The 14,421-nt window shown below is 71.0% G+C and carries 16 protein-coding genes; 9 read left to right on the forward strand and 7 right to left on the reverse strand.

Annotation, left to right across the window (positions count from 1 at the left end; translation table 11 throughout):
- Window positions 1-134 precede the first annotated feature (134 nt).
- The 3 genes from VGN45_RS10195 to VGN45_RS10205 are packed head-to-tail and all read left to right on the forward strand — an operon-like array spanning window position 135 to window position 3,084.
- Complete coding sequence (locus VGN45_RS10195) at window positions 135-1,307, forward strand: ABC transporter permease (protein WP_327462033.1); 1,173 nt, start codon at window positions 135-137, stop codon at window positions 1,305-1,307.
- Complete coding sequence (locus VGN45_RS10200) at window positions 1,307-2,059, forward strand: ABC transporter ATP-binding protein (protein WP_327462236.1); 753 nt, start codon at window positions 1,307-1,309, stop codon at window positions 2,057-2,059. Before VGN45_RS10195 ends, VGN45_RS10200 begins: the two co-directional genes overlap by 1 nt.
- A gap of 17 nt (window positions 2,060-2,076) precedes the next feature.
- Window positions 2,077-3,084: an efflux RND transporter periplasmic adaptor subunit gene (locus VGN45_RS10205; RefSeq protein WP_327462035.1), complete on the forward strand. Its 1,008-nt coding sequence runs from the start codon at window positions 2,077-2,079 to the stop codon at window positions 3,082-3,084.
- A 4-nt stretch (window positions 3,085-3,088) separates the two neighbouring features.
- On the opposite strand, the gene VGN45_RS10210 is transcribed toward VGN45_RS10205, so the two are convergent.
- The gene (locus tag VGN45_RS10210) at window positions 3,089-3,889 is read right to left on the reverse strand and encodes a crotonase/enoyl-CoA hydratase family protein (protein ID WP_327462037.1); all 801 of its coding nucleotides are present in this window, start codon (window positions 3,887-3,889) and stop codon (window positions 3,089-3,091) included.
- A gap of 70 nt (window positions 3,890-3,959) precedes the next feature.
- Complete coding sequence (locus VGN45_RS10215; protein WP_327462039.1) at window positions 3,960-4,100, reverse strand: hypothetical protein; 141 nt, start codon at window positions 4,098-4,100, stop codon at window positions 3,960-3,962.
- A 150-nt stretch (window positions 4,101-4,250) separates the two neighbouring features.
- Here VGN45_RS10215 and VGN45_RS10220 point away from each other — a divergent pair, with 150 nt between their 5' ends.
- Both VGN45_RS10220 and VGN45_RS10225 read left to right on the forward strand, forming a co-directional pair.
- Window positions 4,251-4,463 carry a DUF1289 domain-containing protein gene (locus VGN45_RS10220; RefSeq protein WP_414643427.1) on the forward strand — a complete coding sequence of 71 codons (213 nt, stop codon included), beginning with the start codon at window positions 4,251-4,253 and terminating at the stop codon, window positions 4,461-4,463.
- Window positions 4,464-4,563: 100 nt separating this feature from the next.
- Complete coding sequence (locus VGN45_RS10225) at window positions 4,564-5,085, forward strand: TIGR02281 family clan AA aspartic protease (RefSeq protein WP_327462041.1); 522 nt, start codon at window positions 4,564-4,566, stop codon at window positions 5,083-5,085.
- Here the strand turns inward: VGN45_RS10225 and VGN45_RS10230 are convergent.
- Genes VGN45_RS10230 through dusA form a run of 3 tightly spaced genes read right to left on the reverse strand, consistent with a single transcriptional unit; the run spans window position 5,082 to window position 7,649 of the window.
- On the reverse strand, window positions 5,082-5,906 hold the full coding sequence (locus tag VGN45_RS10230; RefSeq protein ID WP_327462043.1) for a sulfite exporter TauE/SafE family protein: 825 nt from the start codon (window positions 5,904-5,906) through the stop codon (window positions 5,082-5,084). The genes VGN45_RS10225 and VGN45_RS10230 overlap by 4 nt on opposite strands.
- A gap of 23 nt (window positions 5,907-5,929) precedes the next feature.
- Window positions 5,930-6,580 carry a hypothetical protein gene (locus VGN45_RS10235; RefSeq protein WP_327462045.1) on the reverse strand — a complete coding sequence of 217 codons (651 nt, stop codon included), beginning with the start codon at window positions 6,578-6,580 and terminating at the stop codon, window positions 5,930-5,932.
- A 58-nt stretch (window positions 6,581-6,638) separates the two neighbouring features.
- Window positions 6,639-7,649: a tRNA dihydrouridine(20/20a) synthase DusA gene (gene dusA / locus VGN45_RS10240; RefSeq protein ID WP_327462047.1), complete on the reverse strand. Its 1,011-nt coding sequence runs from the start codon at window positions 7,647-7,649 to the stop codon at window positions 6,639-6,641.
- Window positions 7,650-7,854: 205 nt separating this feature from the next.
- Here dusA and VGN45_RS10245 point away from each other — a divergent pair, with 205 nt between their 5' ends.
- Entirely contained in the window at window positions 7,855-8,445 is a 591-nt protein-coding gene (locus VGN45_RS10245; RefSeq protein WP_327462049.1) for a DUF4168 domain-containing protein, read from the forward strand.
- A gap of 59 nt (window positions 8,446-8,504) precedes the next feature.
- Here VGN45_RS10245 and VGN45_RS10250 read toward each other — a convergent pair whose 3' ends face one another.
- Entirely contained in the window at window positions 8,505-10,403 is a 1,899-nt protein-coding gene (locus VGN45_RS10250; protein WP_327462051.1) for a monovalent cation:proton antiporter-2 (CPA2) family protein, read from the reverse strand.
- Window positions 10,404-10,416: 13 nt separating this feature from the next.
- Here VGN45_RS10250 and VGN45_RS10255 point away from each other — a divergent pair, with 13 nt between their 5' ends.
- Complete coding sequence (locus VGN45_RS10255; protein WP_327462053.1) at window positions 10,417-11,604, forward strand: winged helix-turn-helix domain-containing protein; 1,188 nt, start codon at window positions 10,417-10,419, stop codon at window positions 11,602-11,604.
- Window positions 11,605-11,711: 107 nt separating this feature from the next.
- On the opposite strand, the gene VGN45_RS10260 is transcribed toward VGN45_RS10255, so the two are convergent.
- Window positions 11,712-13,220, reverse strand: a complete 1,509-nt coding sequence (locus VGN45_RS10260; RefSeq protein ID WP_327462055.1) for an aldehyde dehydrogenase family protein — start codon at window positions 13,218-13,220, stop codon at window positions 11,712-11,714.
- A 111-nt stretch (window positions 13,221-13,331) separates the two neighbouring features.
- Between VGN45_RS10260 and VGN45_RS10265 the strand changes: the two genes are divergently transcribed.
- A complete protein-coding gene (locus VGN45_RS10265; protein WP_327462057.1) occupies window positions 13,332-13,739 on the forward strand; it encodes a CBS domain-containing protein in 408 nt (135 codons plus the stop codon).
- Window positions 13,740-13,819: 80 nt separating this feature from the next.
- Window positions 13,820-14,374 carry a hypothetical protein gene (locus VGN45_RS10270; RefSeq protein WP_327462059.1) on the forward strand — a complete coding sequence of 185 codons (555 nt, stop codon included), beginning with the start codon at window positions 13,820-13,822 and terminating at the stop codon, window positions 14,372-14,374.
- Window positions 14,375-14,421 lie beyond the last annotated feature (47 nt).

Below are 14,421 nucleotides of genomic sequence, written 5' to 3' on the forward strand. Positions count from 1 at the left end.
ACCGACCCGCCCGCGTCGCAAGCGTGGCCGTATGTGCCTGGACCCTTGCACGCCGATCCCTTACCCCGATTTAACTTGGCCCCCCCGACCCTGACCGGCGTATACCGGAGCTCTGTCAGGGGAACTCGCGTCGTATGTCGCTCGCGCTCGCAACGCTGCTCTATGAGTGGCGCCGTTACATGGCCGCCGTGATGGCGCTGGCGCTGTCGGGCCTGCTGGTGCTGGCCATGACCGGCGTCTTCATCGGCATCGGCAAGGGCTTCACCGCCACGATCGAGCGCTCCGGCGCCGACATCATGATCATGCAGCCGGGCGCCAAGAGCCTGATGGGCGGGCCGTCGGGCGTGCCGCGCCGGTTCATCCCCCTGGCCTACGCCCACCCCGAGGTGGTCGAGGTCAAGCCGCTGGACGGCGCGGGCGGCACCTTCCAGAGCGTCAAGAACTACGATCCGACCTTGTCCCAGGCCGAGCGCGCCAAGCGCGGAGCCCCACGGCAGGAGTTCGTGCAGACCTCCATCATCGACACCACGCCCGGCTCGGTCACCATCCCGCAGGACTATTCCCAGGAACTGGTCGACGCCCTGCGCCAGCCCTACACCGTCGCCATCGACGAGACGGCCCAGACCAAGCTGGGCGTCAAACTGGGGGACAAGGCGCTCTACAACGGTCAGACAGTGACGGTGGTGGGCGTGACCCGCGGCTATCCCAACATGATGCAGGCCAACATCGTCATGTCGCGCGACACCCTGCGCATGGTGGGCCAGGCCGACACCGGCCCCCGCGTCGGCCCCCTGATGATCAAGATCCGCGATCCGGCCCGCGCCGAGATCGTCGCGACCCAGCTGAACGCCAGCGGCAACGGGCAATGGAAGGCCTGGACCCGTCAGGATCTGGCCGACGCCAACGCCGGCGCCATGTTCGAAGAAGGCATCCTGGTGATCATCATCGGCGGCTGCGTGGTGCTGGGCACCATCATCGGCGTCGCCATCACCTGGCAGACCCTGCGCGGCGCCATCATGGCCAACATCAAGGAGTTCGCGTCCCTGCGCGCGCTGGGCGTCGGCATGGGATCGCTGCGCCGCATCGTCATGGAGCTGAGCTTCTGGGTCGGCCTGGTCGGCGTGGCGGCGGCGATCTTCCTGACCTGGCTGGTGCAGATGCTGGCCATGTCCAACGCCGTGATCATCGCCCTGCCGCCGGTCCTGCTGATCGTCGTCGGCGGCGGCCTGATCGCCATCGCCATGCTGTCGGGCATGCTGTCGATGGGCGTCCTCAAGAACAGCCAGCCGGCGGACCTGCTGCGATGATGACGACCAAGGTCCACGGAAAGCACGGCGACTTCGCCATCGAGGCCAAGGGACTGCGCAAGCGGTTCAAGACCGGCCGCACCTTCATCGAGGTGCTGAAGGGCGTGGACTTCGACGCCCGCCACGGCGACCTGACCATGGTCATGGGCCCGTCCGGGTCGGGAAAATCGACCCTGATCGCCGCCCTGTCGGGCCTGCTGAAGCCCGAGGAAGGCCGGGTCGACGCCCTGGACGTCGACGACCTGTGGAAGCTGTCCGGCGGCCGCATCGACAAGTTCCGCCTGGATCACTGCGGCTTCATCTTTCAGGGCTTCAACCTGTTTCCGGCGCTGACCGCGCTGCAGCAGGTCGAGACGGTGCTGAAGTTCCAGGGCCTGTCCGACGGCGACGCGAAGAAGCGCGCCACGGCCGCGTTGGAGGAGGTGGGCCTGGGCCCGCGCCTGCACCAGCGGCCCTCGTCCCTGTCCGGCGGCGAGAAGCAGCGCGTGGCCATCGCGCGGGCTCTGGCGAAAGACCCCAAGATCCTGTTCGCCGACGAACCGACTTCGGCCCTGGACGGCGAGAACGGCCAGATCGTCATCCGACTGCTGCGCCGCGCGGCCAGCGAGCACGGCGCGGCCGTCATCTGCGTGACCCACGACCCGCGCCTGGAGGCCTGGGCCGACCGCATCATCAAGATCGAGGACGGCGTCATCATCGACGACCGTCGTCACGTCCCCGACCCGAACGCCGTCCTGGCGTCGCACCACTGACCTGAAAGACCACGCCCATGCCCGGTTTCCTGAAAAAGAAGCGAGTCTGGATCGGCATCCCCCTGATCCTGATCCTGATCGCCGGCTTCTTCTTCATGCAGTCGCAGGGGGCCGCCAAGAAGGCCGCCGACGAGAAGGCCGCGGCCAATGCGCCGGCCAGCCCCTATGCCGCCGTGGCCAACGGCAAGGCCGACGTCGAGGGCGGCATCATCCAGGTGGCGGCGCGCCGCGGCGGCATCGTGCGCGAAGTCCTGGTCCAGGAGGGCGACCGCGTCGTCGCCGGCCAGATCCTGGCCCGGCAGGAGGACGACGAGGCCCGCCTTGCCTACCAGCGCGCCCAGGCCGAGGTGGCCCAGGCCGAGGCCCAGCTGGCCCAGATCCGCGTCGACATCTCGTCCTCGCGCCGCGAGCTGGAGCGGCTGTCGGCCCTGGTGGATTCCAACTTCGTCGCCGCCCAGCGCATCGACCAGGCCCGCGACGCCGTCGCCGCCGCCGAGGCCCGCCTGCAAAGCCAGCAGGCCGTGGTCCAGACCGCCCGCGCCCGCCTGGCCGAGGCCGCCTACAATCTGGAACTGACGGTCATCCGCGCGCCCATGAGCGGCCGCATCGTGCGCCGCTACGCCAACCCTGGCGCCGGCGCCTCGACCCTGAACGTCTCGACCATGTTCGACCTGGAGCCCGACGCTCCGCGCATCGTCCGTGCCGAGATCGTCGAGAGCGACATCCCCAACATCACCATCGGCCAGCAGGTCGAGATCAGCCCCGAAGGCGATCCGTCCAAGGTCTACGTCGGCACCGTCCTGCGCCGCGCGGCGGTGTTCGGCGCCCGCAAGCTGGCCTCCGACGACCCGTCGCAACGCTCGGACGAACGCGTCGTGGAAGTCGTCGTCGCCTACGACGAGGCGCCGCTGCTGATCGGCCAGCGCGTGCTGGTCAAGTTCATGAAGCCGGGCCAAACCGCCGGCGCCGCGCGAGCGACCGTCACGGGCGTTGGGCCGGATCGGGCGATGAAGGCGGCGGGATAGGGGCTCACCGCCCCTCGAACCGCGCCTCCCGCTTCTCCAGCGCCGCGCTCACCCCCTCGGCGTGGTCGTCGGTCAGGTGGGCCAGCGCCTGCATGGCGGCGGTCATTTCCAGCATCTGGTCGAAGGTGACGTCGCGGCCCTGACGCAGCAGGGCCTTGGCCATGCGGAGCGCGTGCGGCGGCTGGGCGGCGATCTGGCCCGCGGTCTCCATTGCCTCGTCCATCAGGAGGTCGTGCGGCACGACGCGGTTGACCAGACCCCAGCGCTCGGCCGTCTCCGCGTCGATGGAGCGGCCGGTGAACAGCATCTCGGCGGCGCGGGCGTAGCCGACATGCCGGGGCATCAGCCAAGCCCCGCCGTCGCCCGGCACGATGCCCAGCTTCAGGAAGGGGATGCCGAACACCGCGCGGTCGCTGGCGATCTTCACGTCGCCCAGCCCGGCCACGTCGCAGCCCAGCCCCATGGCCGGGCCGTTGACGGCGGTGACCAGCGGAACCTCCAGCCCGTACAGCGACCGCACGATCCGGTGCACCACGCGGCGATAGCGCTCGCGGATCTCGGCGCCCGAGCCGGCGAACAGGTCTCGCCGGTCCTTCATGGCCTTGAGGTCGCCCCCGGCCGAGAAGGCGCGGCCTTCCCCCGTCAGCACGACGCAGCGCACGGACAGGTCGGCGTTCACGGCCTCGCACGCGGCGGCGAAGGCCTCGCCGTCCTCCAGATCCGGCATGGCGTTCAACCGGTCGGGCCGGGCCAAGGTCCAGACCTCGATCGCGCCCTCGCGCCGCCGCTCGATCAACCCGCCCATCGATGCCCCCAAAAGAAACGCCCCGGCCTTTTCAGGGCCGGGGCGCGGTCACGCAAGCGTGGATTGGGCGTCAGCGTCGCCGGGAACCGAACAGGCCCTTCAGCGAGATCAGCGGCGCGCGCCGCGGCTGGGGGTTGGGATCGACCAGCAGTCCGCCCCAATAGGCGAACGAGGTCATGGCGTGTTGCAGGTTTTTGCGTTCTTCGTTCATTCTTGGCGTCTCCTTTCGCGCAAACGAGGAAAAGAGACGCGGCGTGCTCTCAGGGTTTCTCACCCTCTCAGTCGTTTCGCGTCACGATCCCATATGGGGTCGCAGCCCCTCGCTTGTCCAGTTTTTTAATCCGGTTTCGGAGTAATTTTCGTGAAACCGTATCTGAAAGGCGACATGCCGAACGCACCGCCGCCCAAGGCCGTGGCCACTCCGTGCGTGCAGGTTTGCGTGGTCGACGGGGCGTCGGGACTGTGTTTCGGCTGCAAGCGCACCCTGCCCGAAATCGCCCAGTGGTCACGGTTCAGCGACGACGAACGGGCCCGGATCATGGGCGAACTGGCCGGGCGCGCCACGCCGTTCTGAGCGTCAACCTTTCGTCAGCCCTGTCTCTTCACCGCGTTCTCACGCGTGCCCGATAGAACGGGGTCGTCCGCAGAAGCGGGCGCGGTGAACGAGGGCGTGGATGCGACTGGGCCTGTCCAATCTGGCGGCGGCGGCGATGGCCGTGGGGTCGGCCTTCACGGCGGCCTGGTGGCTGAACCAGCTGGACGGCCCCGCGCCGGCCCACGCCGCCGTGCCGGTGGTGGTGCAGCAGGAGTGGCCCGAACGGTCGCAGGCCTCGGCCGCCCAGGTGCTGCGCGCGCCCGACGGGCACTGGTGGGCCGACGCCGTGGTGGACGGCCGCGCCGTGCGCCTGATGGTCGACACAGGCGCCACCGTGGTGGCCCTGACGCCGCAGGACGCCCGCCGGCTGGGGCTGGAGCTGGCGCCCGGCGACTTCTCCGATCAGATCACGACCGCCGCTGGGCCCGCCCGCGCCGCGCGCGTGCGTCTGGCCTCCCTGTCCGTCGGCGCCGTGCGCGTGTCCGACGTGGACGCCGTGGTCGTCGAACGCGGCCTGCCGCACTCCTTGCTGGGCATGAGCTGGCTGGGCCGCCTGTCCGGCTTCGAAGCCTCCGCCGACGCCCTGACGCTGAGGCCCTAAAGCGCCTTCACGACCACCGCTCCGGCGGCGATCAGCAAATAGATCGCGAACGACAGTCGCAGGGTCCGCTTCGGCAGGCGGTGCGCCAGCTTCGCTCCCCAGGGCGCGACCAGTCCCGTGACCGTGCCCATGATCAGGGCGGCGGGCAGATTGACCCAACCCAGCGACAGCGGCGGCCGCCCTTCCGCGCACCAGCCGAACACGACGAACCCCAGCGTCGCCGCCGCGCCGATGGCCATGCCGAAGCCCGATGCCGTGGCCACGGCCTGATGGATCGGGCGCCCGCACAGCGTCATCATCAGCCCGCCGAAACTGCCGCCGCCGATCCCCATCAAAGCCGACAGGCCGCCGATCCCGGCCCCCACGCCGCGCCGGCCCCACCCCGTCGGCAGGTCGGGCGCCAGCCGGAACCCCTCGGGCGTCAGGGCCATCTGCACCGCCACGGCGCCCAGCCCCAGGCCATAGACGATCGCCAGCCCTTGCATCGACGCCAACCCGGCCACGCCAGCGCCGATCAGGGCCCCGATCCCGACCCAGGGCGTCCACGCCTTCAGCACCGCCTCGTCCACCGCCCCGTGTCGCCGGTGCGCCGCCAGCGAGCGCCAGCTGGTGATGACGATGCTCAGCAGGCTGGATCCCACCGCGACGTGCAGATTGCTCTCACCGCCCACCCCCAGGATTTCGAAGGCCCAGAACAGCACCGGCACGATCACCGTGCCCCCGCCGACGCCGAACAGGCCGGCGATCATCCCGGCGAAGACGCCGGCCGCGAGCAGGGCCACGATCAGGGTCGCCAGATCGGTCGCCGAAAGGGGGAGCATGCGTCCCGGTTAGCGCCGCGTCCTCAGAAACGATAGGTCAGGCCCAACTGGGCGACGGGAAACAGGCCGTAGTCGGCCTCTTCTCCTATTTCGCGGGCTTCCGCCTCGAGACGCGCGCGGAAGGCGGGATCGTCCGACAGCGTCCCGCCGCTCGAGCTCAACCCGACCTCAGGATCCTCGCTGAACGCCACGCCGAACAGGGCGCGCACACCCAACGGACCGCTTCGCGTCATGGCGTCGTCGAAGCCGATGCCGACGAACGGCGACAGGTCCGACAGCTTGATCGTTCCTTCCAGCCGCCCGACCTGAGCCGGTGTGAACGTCGCGCCGCCGATCTCCACCGGGACGGTCGGACGCGCGTCGAGCCGGACGTCCCGCGTGCCCAGATAGGCGCCGCCCGAGATGAGGAAGGCATTGGCGAAGGGGTGCAGGTCGACGAAGCCGCCCACGGTGTCGAAGGCGAAGTCGCCGGACCAGTCGACGTCGCTGAAGGTCTCGTCGAAGTCGTGATCCAGTCGGTCGATCGTCGCGCGCACCGTGAAGACCGGACCCAGCCCGACCTGGACCTCGGCGCCCAGACCCGGCGTGCCGACGTTGCCGGCCACCGCGATCTGCGCCGCGGCGGGGGTGGCCAGCACGCATGTCGCAAGGGCGACAAGGCAGGATCGGATCATCTGGGCGCCCCTCGTTTCGGACGCAGGGGACGCGGTCGTGCTTAAGGAAGCGTTGCCGTCATGCGGCCCGACGCGCCTCCGCCTCGCGCACCGCGTCCAGCGCCCGGTCAACGACCTCCAGCCCCGCGCCGGACCTGATCGCCTCGACCGTCAGGATGCGGCGGAAGGCGCGTGCGCCAGGCCGGCCGTGCATCACGCCCAACATGTGCCGGGTCATCGCCGCCAGCGGCACGCCCTCGGCCAGCCGCGCGGCCAGATAGGACTTGTGCGCCTCCACCGCCTCGAAGGCGTCGACGTCCGCCACATCCTGACCGAACACCTCGCGGTCCGCCGATCCCAGCAAGGCCGGCTCATGATAGGCGGCGCGGCCCAGCATGACGCCGTCCAGCGGCACTCCGTCGGCGCCGGGGGCCAGGTGGTCCAGTGCGGCCTCCAGCGACGGCACCCCGCCGTTCAGGCAGATCGTCAGCTCCGGCCGTTCCGCCTTCAGCCGTCGCACCAGCCCGTAATCCAGCGGCGGCACGTCGCGGTTCTCCTTGGGCGACAGGCCCTGCAGCCAGGCCTTGCGGGCGTGCACCACGAAGGTCGTCACCCCGGCCGCGGCGCAGGCGTCGACCAGAGCGAACAGGGCGCCCTCCGGCTCCTGCTCGTCCACGCCGATGCGGCACTTCACCGTGACCGGCACGTTCACGGCCGCGCCCATCGCCGCCATGCAGTCCGCGACCAGAGCCGGCTCGCGCATCAGGCAGGCGCCGAACCGGCCGGACTGGACCCGGTCGGAGGGGCAGCCGACGTTCAGATTGATCTCGTCATAGCCCAGGTCAGCGCCGATCCGCGCCGCCCGGGCCAGCTTCGTAGGCTCAGATCCGCCGAGCTGCAGGGCGACGGGATGCTCCATCGCATCGAAGCCCAGCAGCCGCTCGCGGTCGCCGTGCAGCACCGCCTCGGCCGTCACCATCTCGGTGTACAGCAGGGCGCGTTTCGTCAGCGCGCGGTGAAACGCGCGGCAGTGCCGGTCGGTCCAGTCCATCATCGGCGCGACGGACAGTCTGTGCGCGGGGGCCGTCATGACGGCGGCCTCCTACACCAAATCCCCGGCCGGCGCGACGCGCCCCATTCCCGGCGCCGTCCCGCCCAAGTTGCAAGTCGCTCGCACCTTCGACTAGGCTTGTGGCAACTCCCGGCCACACGCCGGATCGGGAGCCGCGGAGCCTTCCGCCCGGCCTCGACGTTTCAGGGGCCGCATTCCTCCCCAAGCTTGAAGGACAGTACGCATGCGCATCGCCATCCTCGCCGCCGTCTCCACCCTGGCTCTGTCGGCCGCCCCAGCCCTGGCCCAGGACGCCACGACCCCGGCCGATCCCGCCGGCGCCTCGGCCTCCGCCACCGCCGAGATCACCGACGCCGAACTGACCGCCTACGCCGCCGCCCTGGCCAAGGTCACCCCGCTGGCCCAGGCCCTGAACGGCGCGACGCCGTCGGCCGAACAGCAGGCCGAAATGGCTGCGGCCATCACGGGCGAAGGCCTGACGCTGGAGCGCTTCAACGCCATCTCGCAAGCCGCCTCGTCGAACGACCTGGTGCGCGCCCGGGTCGAACTGGCCCAGACCCCGGCCTCGGCCACCGCGACGTCGATCACCGACGCCGAGGTCGAGGGCTTTGCCAAGGCCATGTCGGTGCTGCGGCCCATCGCCGAGGGCCTGAACGGCGCCGCCCCGTCGCCGGAGCAGCAGGCCCAGATGGAGGCGGCGATCACCGACGCCGGTCTGACCCGCGAGCGGTTCAACGAGATCTCGGGGGTCGTCGGCTCCGACGTCCATCTGCGCGCCCGTCTGGCCGTCGCGGACGTCCGCGCCGGCCGCTGATCCTCCCACGGGATCGATGAGACGAAGGGGTCGCCTCGGCGGCCCCTTTTTCGTGCGCGTCAGGCCTCGGCCTTCTCCACTTCCTCCTCGTTCAGCACCACGCCCTCGCGGCGCGGCTTGACGTAGGGGGCCGGCTGCGGCGTCACCGCATTGCCGCGCATCAGCGACCGACCGGCCGTGATTCCCCCGGCCAGCTGCAGGGCCAGCCGCTCTTCGTCGCGGCGACGAACGTCCTCGACGGTCTCGTCCGCCTGTTCCGGATCGACCCCCAGGCCGATCAACACCTCGTGCCCGAAGACCAGGGCGCTCTCGAAGGTCTCGCGGATGTGATAATCCACGCCCGCCTGGATCAGGCGCAACGAATGGCCGCGGTCGAAGGCGCGCACGAACAGCTTGGTCAAGGGAAACTCAGCCTTCACCAGCTCCACGATCCGGTCGGCGCTCTCGGGCTTGTCCACGCACACCAGCACGGCTTCGGCCTGCTCCACGCCGGACGCCCGCAGCACGTCCAGCCGCGTACCGTCGCCATAATAGACCTTGAAGCCGAAATTCCCCGCCGCCTGGATCATCTCGACGTCGTGGTCGATGATCGACACGTCCACGTCGCGCGCCAGCAGCGACTGCGACACCACCTGGGCGAAGCGGCCGAAGCCGACGATCAGCACGCGCCCGCCCAGGCCCTCGGCCTTGTCCACGCCGTCGAGGGACGGCGTCTCCTTCGGCCTGATCCGGTCGGCGATCATCAGGCGCAGCGGCGTCATCGCCATGGACAGGACCACGATGGCCGACAGCACCGCCGCCGTGCGGGGATCGAACAGGCCGACGGCCAAAGCCGCGGCATACAGCACGAAGGCGAACTCGCCGCCCTCGCCCATCAGGGCGGCGCGGGTCAGGGCCTCGCCATGCGAATGCCGGGCACGCGCGATGGCATAGACGACGCCGGCCTTGATCGTCATGAACACGCCCAGCCCCGCCAGGACCAGAGCCCAGTCGCGCGCGACCACGCCCAGGTCCAGCGACATGCCGACGCTGAGGAAGAACAGGCCCAGAAGGATGCCGCGGAACGGCTCCACGTCGGCTTCCAGCTGATGGCGGAAGGTCGACTCCGACAGTAGGACCCCGGCCAGGAAGGCGCCCATGGCCATGGACAATCCACCCTGCGACATGGCCCAGGCCGCACCCAGCACCACCAGCAGCGCCGCCGCCGTCATGACCTCGCGCCCGCCGAACCGCGCCAGAAGGCGGAACAGCGGGTTCAACGCCCACCGCCCGGCGACGTAGACCAGGGCCACCGCCCCCACGGCCGTGCCCACGGTCATCCAGATGGGCCGGGCATCCGCGACCTGAGTCCCGAAGGCGGCGCCCAGGGCCGCCACAAGGGCCAGCAAAGGCACGATGGCCAGGTCCTCGAACAGCAGGATCGACACCACGCGCTGCCCGGCCGGGTCGGCGTTCTCGTTGCGCTCCTCCAGCAACTGCATGACGATGGCGGTGGACGACAGGGCGAACCCGGCGCCCGCGATCACGGCGGCGGGCCACGGCAGCCCCGCCAGCAGGGCGGCCCCGGCCAGCAGGGCCAGACAGATTCCGACCTGCAATGCGCCCAGGCCGAAGATCTCTTTTCGCAGGCTCCACAGCCGCGCGGGCCGCATCTCCAGGCCGATGATGAACAGGAACATCACCACGCCCAGCTCGGCGACGTGCAGCACGGCCTCCGGCTCGCGCACCAGGCCGATGCCCCATGGCCCCACCAGCAGGCCGGCCGCGAGGTATCCCAGCACGGACCCCAGGCCCAGCCGCCGGAACAGCGGCACGGCCACCACCGCCGTGGCCAGCAGCGCCACCGCATGCCCCAGTTCCAGCCCGCCGCCCGCCGCGTCCGCCATCGTCGATCCCCAAGCTTCGCCGACAGTTAGGGCGCCCGTCGCGCTGACGCCAGTTTCGGTCAGCAGGGTCATGCTAAGCGGAGACGTGGACCAGATCAGCCTGAAGACCGCCCGCCGCATCGCCCTGGCCGCCCAGGGCTTCGGCCGCGCGCGCCCCGCGGCGCCCGACCGGCGGCACGTGCGCGACCTCGTCCGGCGTCTGGGCGTTGTCCAGATGGACGGCGTCAACGTGCTGACGCGCACCCATTATCTGCCCAAGTTCGCCCGGCTGGGCGCTTATCCGTGCGAGGCGCTGGAGGCCGAGGCCTGGGGCCCGCGCCGGTCGCTGTTCGAATACTGGGGGCATGAGGCGTCGCTGCTGCCGCTGGAGACCCAGCCCCTGCTGCGCTGGCGCATGGACCGGGCCCGCGCCGGCGCCATGTGGACCGGCCTGGCCCGCTTCGGGCGGGAGCGGCGCGACTATATCGACGGCGTGCTGGCCGAGATCGAACGGCGCGGTCCTGTCACCGGTGGGGACTTCGCCACAGGCCCGCGCGGCGCGCCGGGCTGGTGGGAATGGTCCGACGGCAAGCGGGCGCTGGAATGGCTGTTCTGGGCCGGGCTGATCACCACGAAGACCCGCCGCGGGTTCGAGCGCGTCTATGACCTGACCGAGCGGGCGCTTCCGGCGCGCATCCTGGACCTGCCGACCCCGACGGAGGCCGACGCCCAGCGCGAGCTGGTCCGCATCGCCGCGCGGACCATGGGCGTGGCGACCGGGGCCGACCTGCGCGACGTCTTCCGCCTGCCGCTGGCCGAGACCCGCGCGCGCGTCGCCGAACTGGTCGAGGCGGGCGAACTGACCCCGGTCGCGGTCAAGGGCTGGCGGCACACGGCGTATCTGGCGCCCGACGCCCGCGCGCCGCGGAAGGTGACCGGCGACGCCCTGCTGTCGCCCTTCGACAACCTGATCTGGACCCGCGACCGCACCGAGCGCCTGTTCGGCGTGCGCGTGCGGCTGGAGATCTACACCCCGGCGCACAAGCGCGCCCACGGCTACTACGTCCTGCCGTTCCTGCAGGACGAGGCGATCACCGCGCGGGTGGACCTGAAGTCGGATCGCAAAGCGGGCGCGCTGCGGGTCCAGGCCGCCTGGCGGGAACCGGACGCGACGCCCGACACGCCCGCCCGTCTGGCGGCGGAGCTGGCGCGCATGGCCGGCTGGCTGGGGCTGGAACGGGTGACCGTCGCCGCCAAAGGCGATTTGGCCGAGGCGCTGACCGACGCCCTCTGAGCCCTGCGACCGTTTCAGTCGCAGGCGACGGCCAGGATATGCGCCTGGGATCGTTCCCTGGTGATGGAAATGAGAGTCTTTTTTTGTCGGACTCTCATTTCCATCAGTCACACCTCGAACCGCACCCCCTGCGCCAGCGGCAGGGCGCGGCTGAAGTTCACCGTCTGGGTCTGGCGGCGCATGTAGGCCTTCCAGGCGTCCGAGCCGCTCTCGCGCCCGCCGCCGGTGTCCTTCTCCCCGCCGAAGGCCCCGCCGATCTCGGCGCCCGAGGGGCCGATGTTGACGTTGGAGATGCCGCAGTCGCTGCCCCAGGCCGACAGGAAGGCTTCGGCCTCGCGCACGCTGTCGGTGAACACGCAGCTGCTGAGGCCCTGGGGCACGGCGTTCTGCATCTCCACCGCCTCGTCGAAGTCGCGCCACGTCAGGACGTACAGGATCGGCGCGAAGGTCTCGTGCGCGACCACCGCCGTCTGCGCCGGCATGCGCACGATGGCGGGGCGGACGTAAGCGCCTTGGGGGGCGCCGTCGCGCGCGACGCGCTCGCCGCCGACGATCACCTCGCCGCCCTGCTCCACCGCCTGCGCCAGCGCCCGGTCGAAGGCCTCGGCCGCGTCGGCGTCGATCAGGGGGCCGACCAGCGTGCCGTCCGCGCGCGGGTCGCCGACGGGCAGGGTGCGATAGGCCGCCTTCAGCCGCCCGATCAGGGCCTCGGCCACGTCCTCGTGCACCAGCAGGCGGCGCAGGGTCGTGCATCTCTGGCCGCAGGTGCCGACGGCCGAGAAGGCGACGGCGCGAACCGCCATGTCCAGGTCGGCCGAGGGCGTCACGATCATGGCGTTGTTGCCGCCCAGCTCCAGCAGGCTGCGCCCCAGACGGGCCGCCACGACTTGCGCCACCGCCCGGCCCATGCGGGTCGATCCAGTCGCCGACACCAGCGGGATGCGCCGGTCCGCGGCCAGCGCCTCGCCCGCTTCGCGCCCGCCGATCACCACCTGCGACAGGCCCTCGGGCGCATCGGCGCCGAACCGGGCCAGCGCCCGCTCGAACACCGCCTGCGTCGCCAGGGCCGTCAGCGGCGTCTTCTCCGACGGCTTCCAAATCACCGGGTCGCCGCAGACCAGCGCCAGCGCCGCGTTCCAGGCCCACACCGCCACCGGGAAGTTGAAGGCCGAGATGACCAGCACCGGCCCCAGCGGCTGCCAGGTCTCGCGCATGTGGTGGCCGGGCCGCTCGCTGGGCAGGGTCAGGCCGTACAACTGGCGCGACAGGCCGACGGCGAAATCGCAGACGTCGATCATCTCCTGCACCTCGCCCAGGCCTTCGGAGGTGATCTTGCCGGCCTCCAGCGTCACCAGCCGCGCCAGCTCGGCCTTGGCCGCGCGCAGTTCCTCGCCGAACAGCCGCACCAGCTCGCCCCGCCGCGGCGCCGGCACGCGACGCCAGGCGCGGAACGCCTCGACCGAGCGGGCGACGACGCCGTCCAGGTCGCCGGTCTCCGCCAGCGACGGTCCCGTCGATCCGTCGACGGGCGAGCGAGTGGCCCAGCCGGCGTCGGTGCGGGCGGGAGCCACGCCCAGTTCGTTCAGTATGCCCCACGCCTCGTCGATCGCCGTCATCGTCCGCTCTCCGTTCGCCGCCCGCATAGCGGGGCAAGAGGCCCGGCGGAACCCCGCGCGGCTCCTGGGGTTTCCGCCTCAGACCCCAACCTGCTGGAGAGGACACAGACCATGAAGGTGCGCGACGTGATGAGCCGGGACGTCCAGGTGGCCCGCCCGACCGACAGCCTGCGTGAGGTGGCGGCCCGGATGAAGGCCGGCGACTTCGGATTCATGCCCGTGGCCGACGGCGACCGCCTGCTGGGGACGGTCACCGACCGCGACATCGTCGTGCGCGGCCTGGCCGAGGGCTCGGGCCCCGACGCCACGATCGACGGCTGCATGAGCCGCGACGTGAAGTCCGCGCATGAGGCGGACGACCTGAAGACCGTGCTGGACGCCATGGGCGGCTCCCAGATCCGCCGCCTTCCGGTGTTGGACAAGGACGAGCGCCTGGTCGGCGTCGTCTCGCTCGGCGACCTGTCCACCCGCGTGAAGGAACGCTATGCCGGCGAGGCGCTGGAAGAGATCTCGCGTTAACCCCCCGGTCACCCTGCGGGCACACGGCCCGTTCATCCGCGCGCGTCATGATCCGAGCTCCTGATCTCCCGGAGCGGTCGATGGCGCGCGCGCAATTCCAGAAAGGCCAGCGGGTCTGGGTCGAGTGCGTCGGCGCCTGGGCCCAGATCGAGAAGGTCCAGCCCGTCTGGGCCAAGGGCTTCGAGGAGCCCGTGCGCGTCACCTACGACGTCGGTCTGGGCCGCGAGTTCCTGGCCCACGAACTGCTGCTGCCGGTCGAGGACCAGGCCGGCCACGGCGGCGAGCACTGGCGCCTGCTGCGGGCCCGTAACAAGTGGCAGACGGCCGAGGACTGTCCGCACCATCCTTTCCCCGGCACCTATCCGGTGGTCGTCACCGACCCGACCGACTGGGGCGGCTGGCGCGTGCCGGGCGCCGAATACGACCGCGACCCCGAACGCATCGAGCGTCAGGCCCGTCTGATCGCCGCCGCGCCGGGCCTCGAAACGCTGGCCCGCACCCTGCTGGAGGCGGTCTCCGAAACCCCCGAGGACGCCCCGCCGGTCATGCAGGGTCTTGCGCGGCAGGCGCGCGACCTGCTGCGCGGCGTCGACGAGGTCCTCGCGCCGCCGGAGACGGCCGCGCGGGCGGCTTAACGCCCTCGACAGGAATCCGCGACGCAGCCTAGATTCGCCGGATCGGA

Origin of the sequence: Brevundimonas sp. (assembly GCF_035999125.1) — a bacterium.
GTDB lineage: Bacteria > Pseudomonadota > Alphaproteobacteria > Caulobacterales > Caulobacteraceae > Brevundimonas.

What these genes read in the sequence shown, in the direction of transcription:
- VGN45_RS10195 (WP_327462033.1), top strand. Translation starts at nt 135, where the DNA reads ATGTCGCTCGCGCTCGCAACGCTGCTCTATGAGTGGCGCCGTTACATG.
- VGN45_RS10200 (WP_327462236.1), top strand. Translation starts at nt 1,307, where the DNA reads ATGACGACCAAGGTCCACGGAAAGCACGGCGACTTCGCCATCGAGGCC.
- VGN45_RS10205 (WP_327462035.1), top strand. Translation starts at nt 2,077, where the DNA reads ATGCCCGGTTTCCTGAAAAAGAAGCGAGTCTGGATCGGCATCCCCCTG.
- VGN45_RS10210 (WP_327462037.1), bottom strand. Translation starts at nt 3,889, where the DNA reads ATGGGCGGGTTGATCGAGCGGCGGCGCGAGGGCGCGATCGAGGTCTGG.
- VGN45_RS10215 (WP_327462039.1), bottom strand. Translation starts at nt 4,100, where the DNA reads ATGAACGAAGAACGCAAAAACCTGCAACACGCCATGACCTCGTTCGCC.
- VGN45_RS10225 (WP_327462041.1), top strand. Translation starts at nt 4,564, where the DNA reads ATGCGACTGGGCCTGTCCAATCTGGCGGCGGCGGCGATGGCCGTGGGG.
- VGN45_RS10230 (WP_327462043.1), bottom strand. Translation starts at nt 5,906, where the DNA reads ATGCTCCCCCTTTCGGCGACCGATCTGGCGACCCTGATCGTGGCCCTG.
- VGN45_RS10235 (WP_327462045.1), bottom strand. Translation starts at nt 6,580, where the DNA reads ATGATCCGATCCTGCCTTGTCGCCCTTGCGACATGCGTGCTGGCCACC.
- dusA (WP_327462047.1), bottom strand. Translation starts at nt 7,649, where the DNA reads ATGACGGCCCCCGCGCACAGACTGTCCGTCGCGCCGATGATGGACTGG.
- VGN45_RS10245 (WP_327462049.1), top strand. Translation starts at nt 7,855, where the DNA reads ATGCGCATCGCCATCCTCGCCGCCGTCTCCACCCTGGCTCTGTCGGCC.
- VGN45_RS10250 (WP_327462051.1), bottom strand. Translation starts at nt 10,403, where the DNA reads ATGACCCTGCTGACCGAAACTGGCGTCAGCGCGACGGGCGCCCTAACT.
- VGN45_RS10260 (WP_327462055.1), bottom strand. Translation starts at nt 13,220, where the DNA reads ATGACGGCGATCGACGAGGCGTGGGGCATACTGAACGAACTGGGCGTG.
- VGN45_RS10265 (WP_327462057.1), top strand. Translation starts at nt 13,332, where the DNA reads ATGAAGGTGCGCGACGTGATGAGCCGGGACGTCCAGGTGGCCCGCCCG.
- VGN45_RS10270 (WP_327462059.1), top strand. Translation starts at nt 13,820, where the DNA reads ATGGCGCGCGCGCAATTCCAGAAAGGCCAGCGGGTCTGGGTCGAGTGC.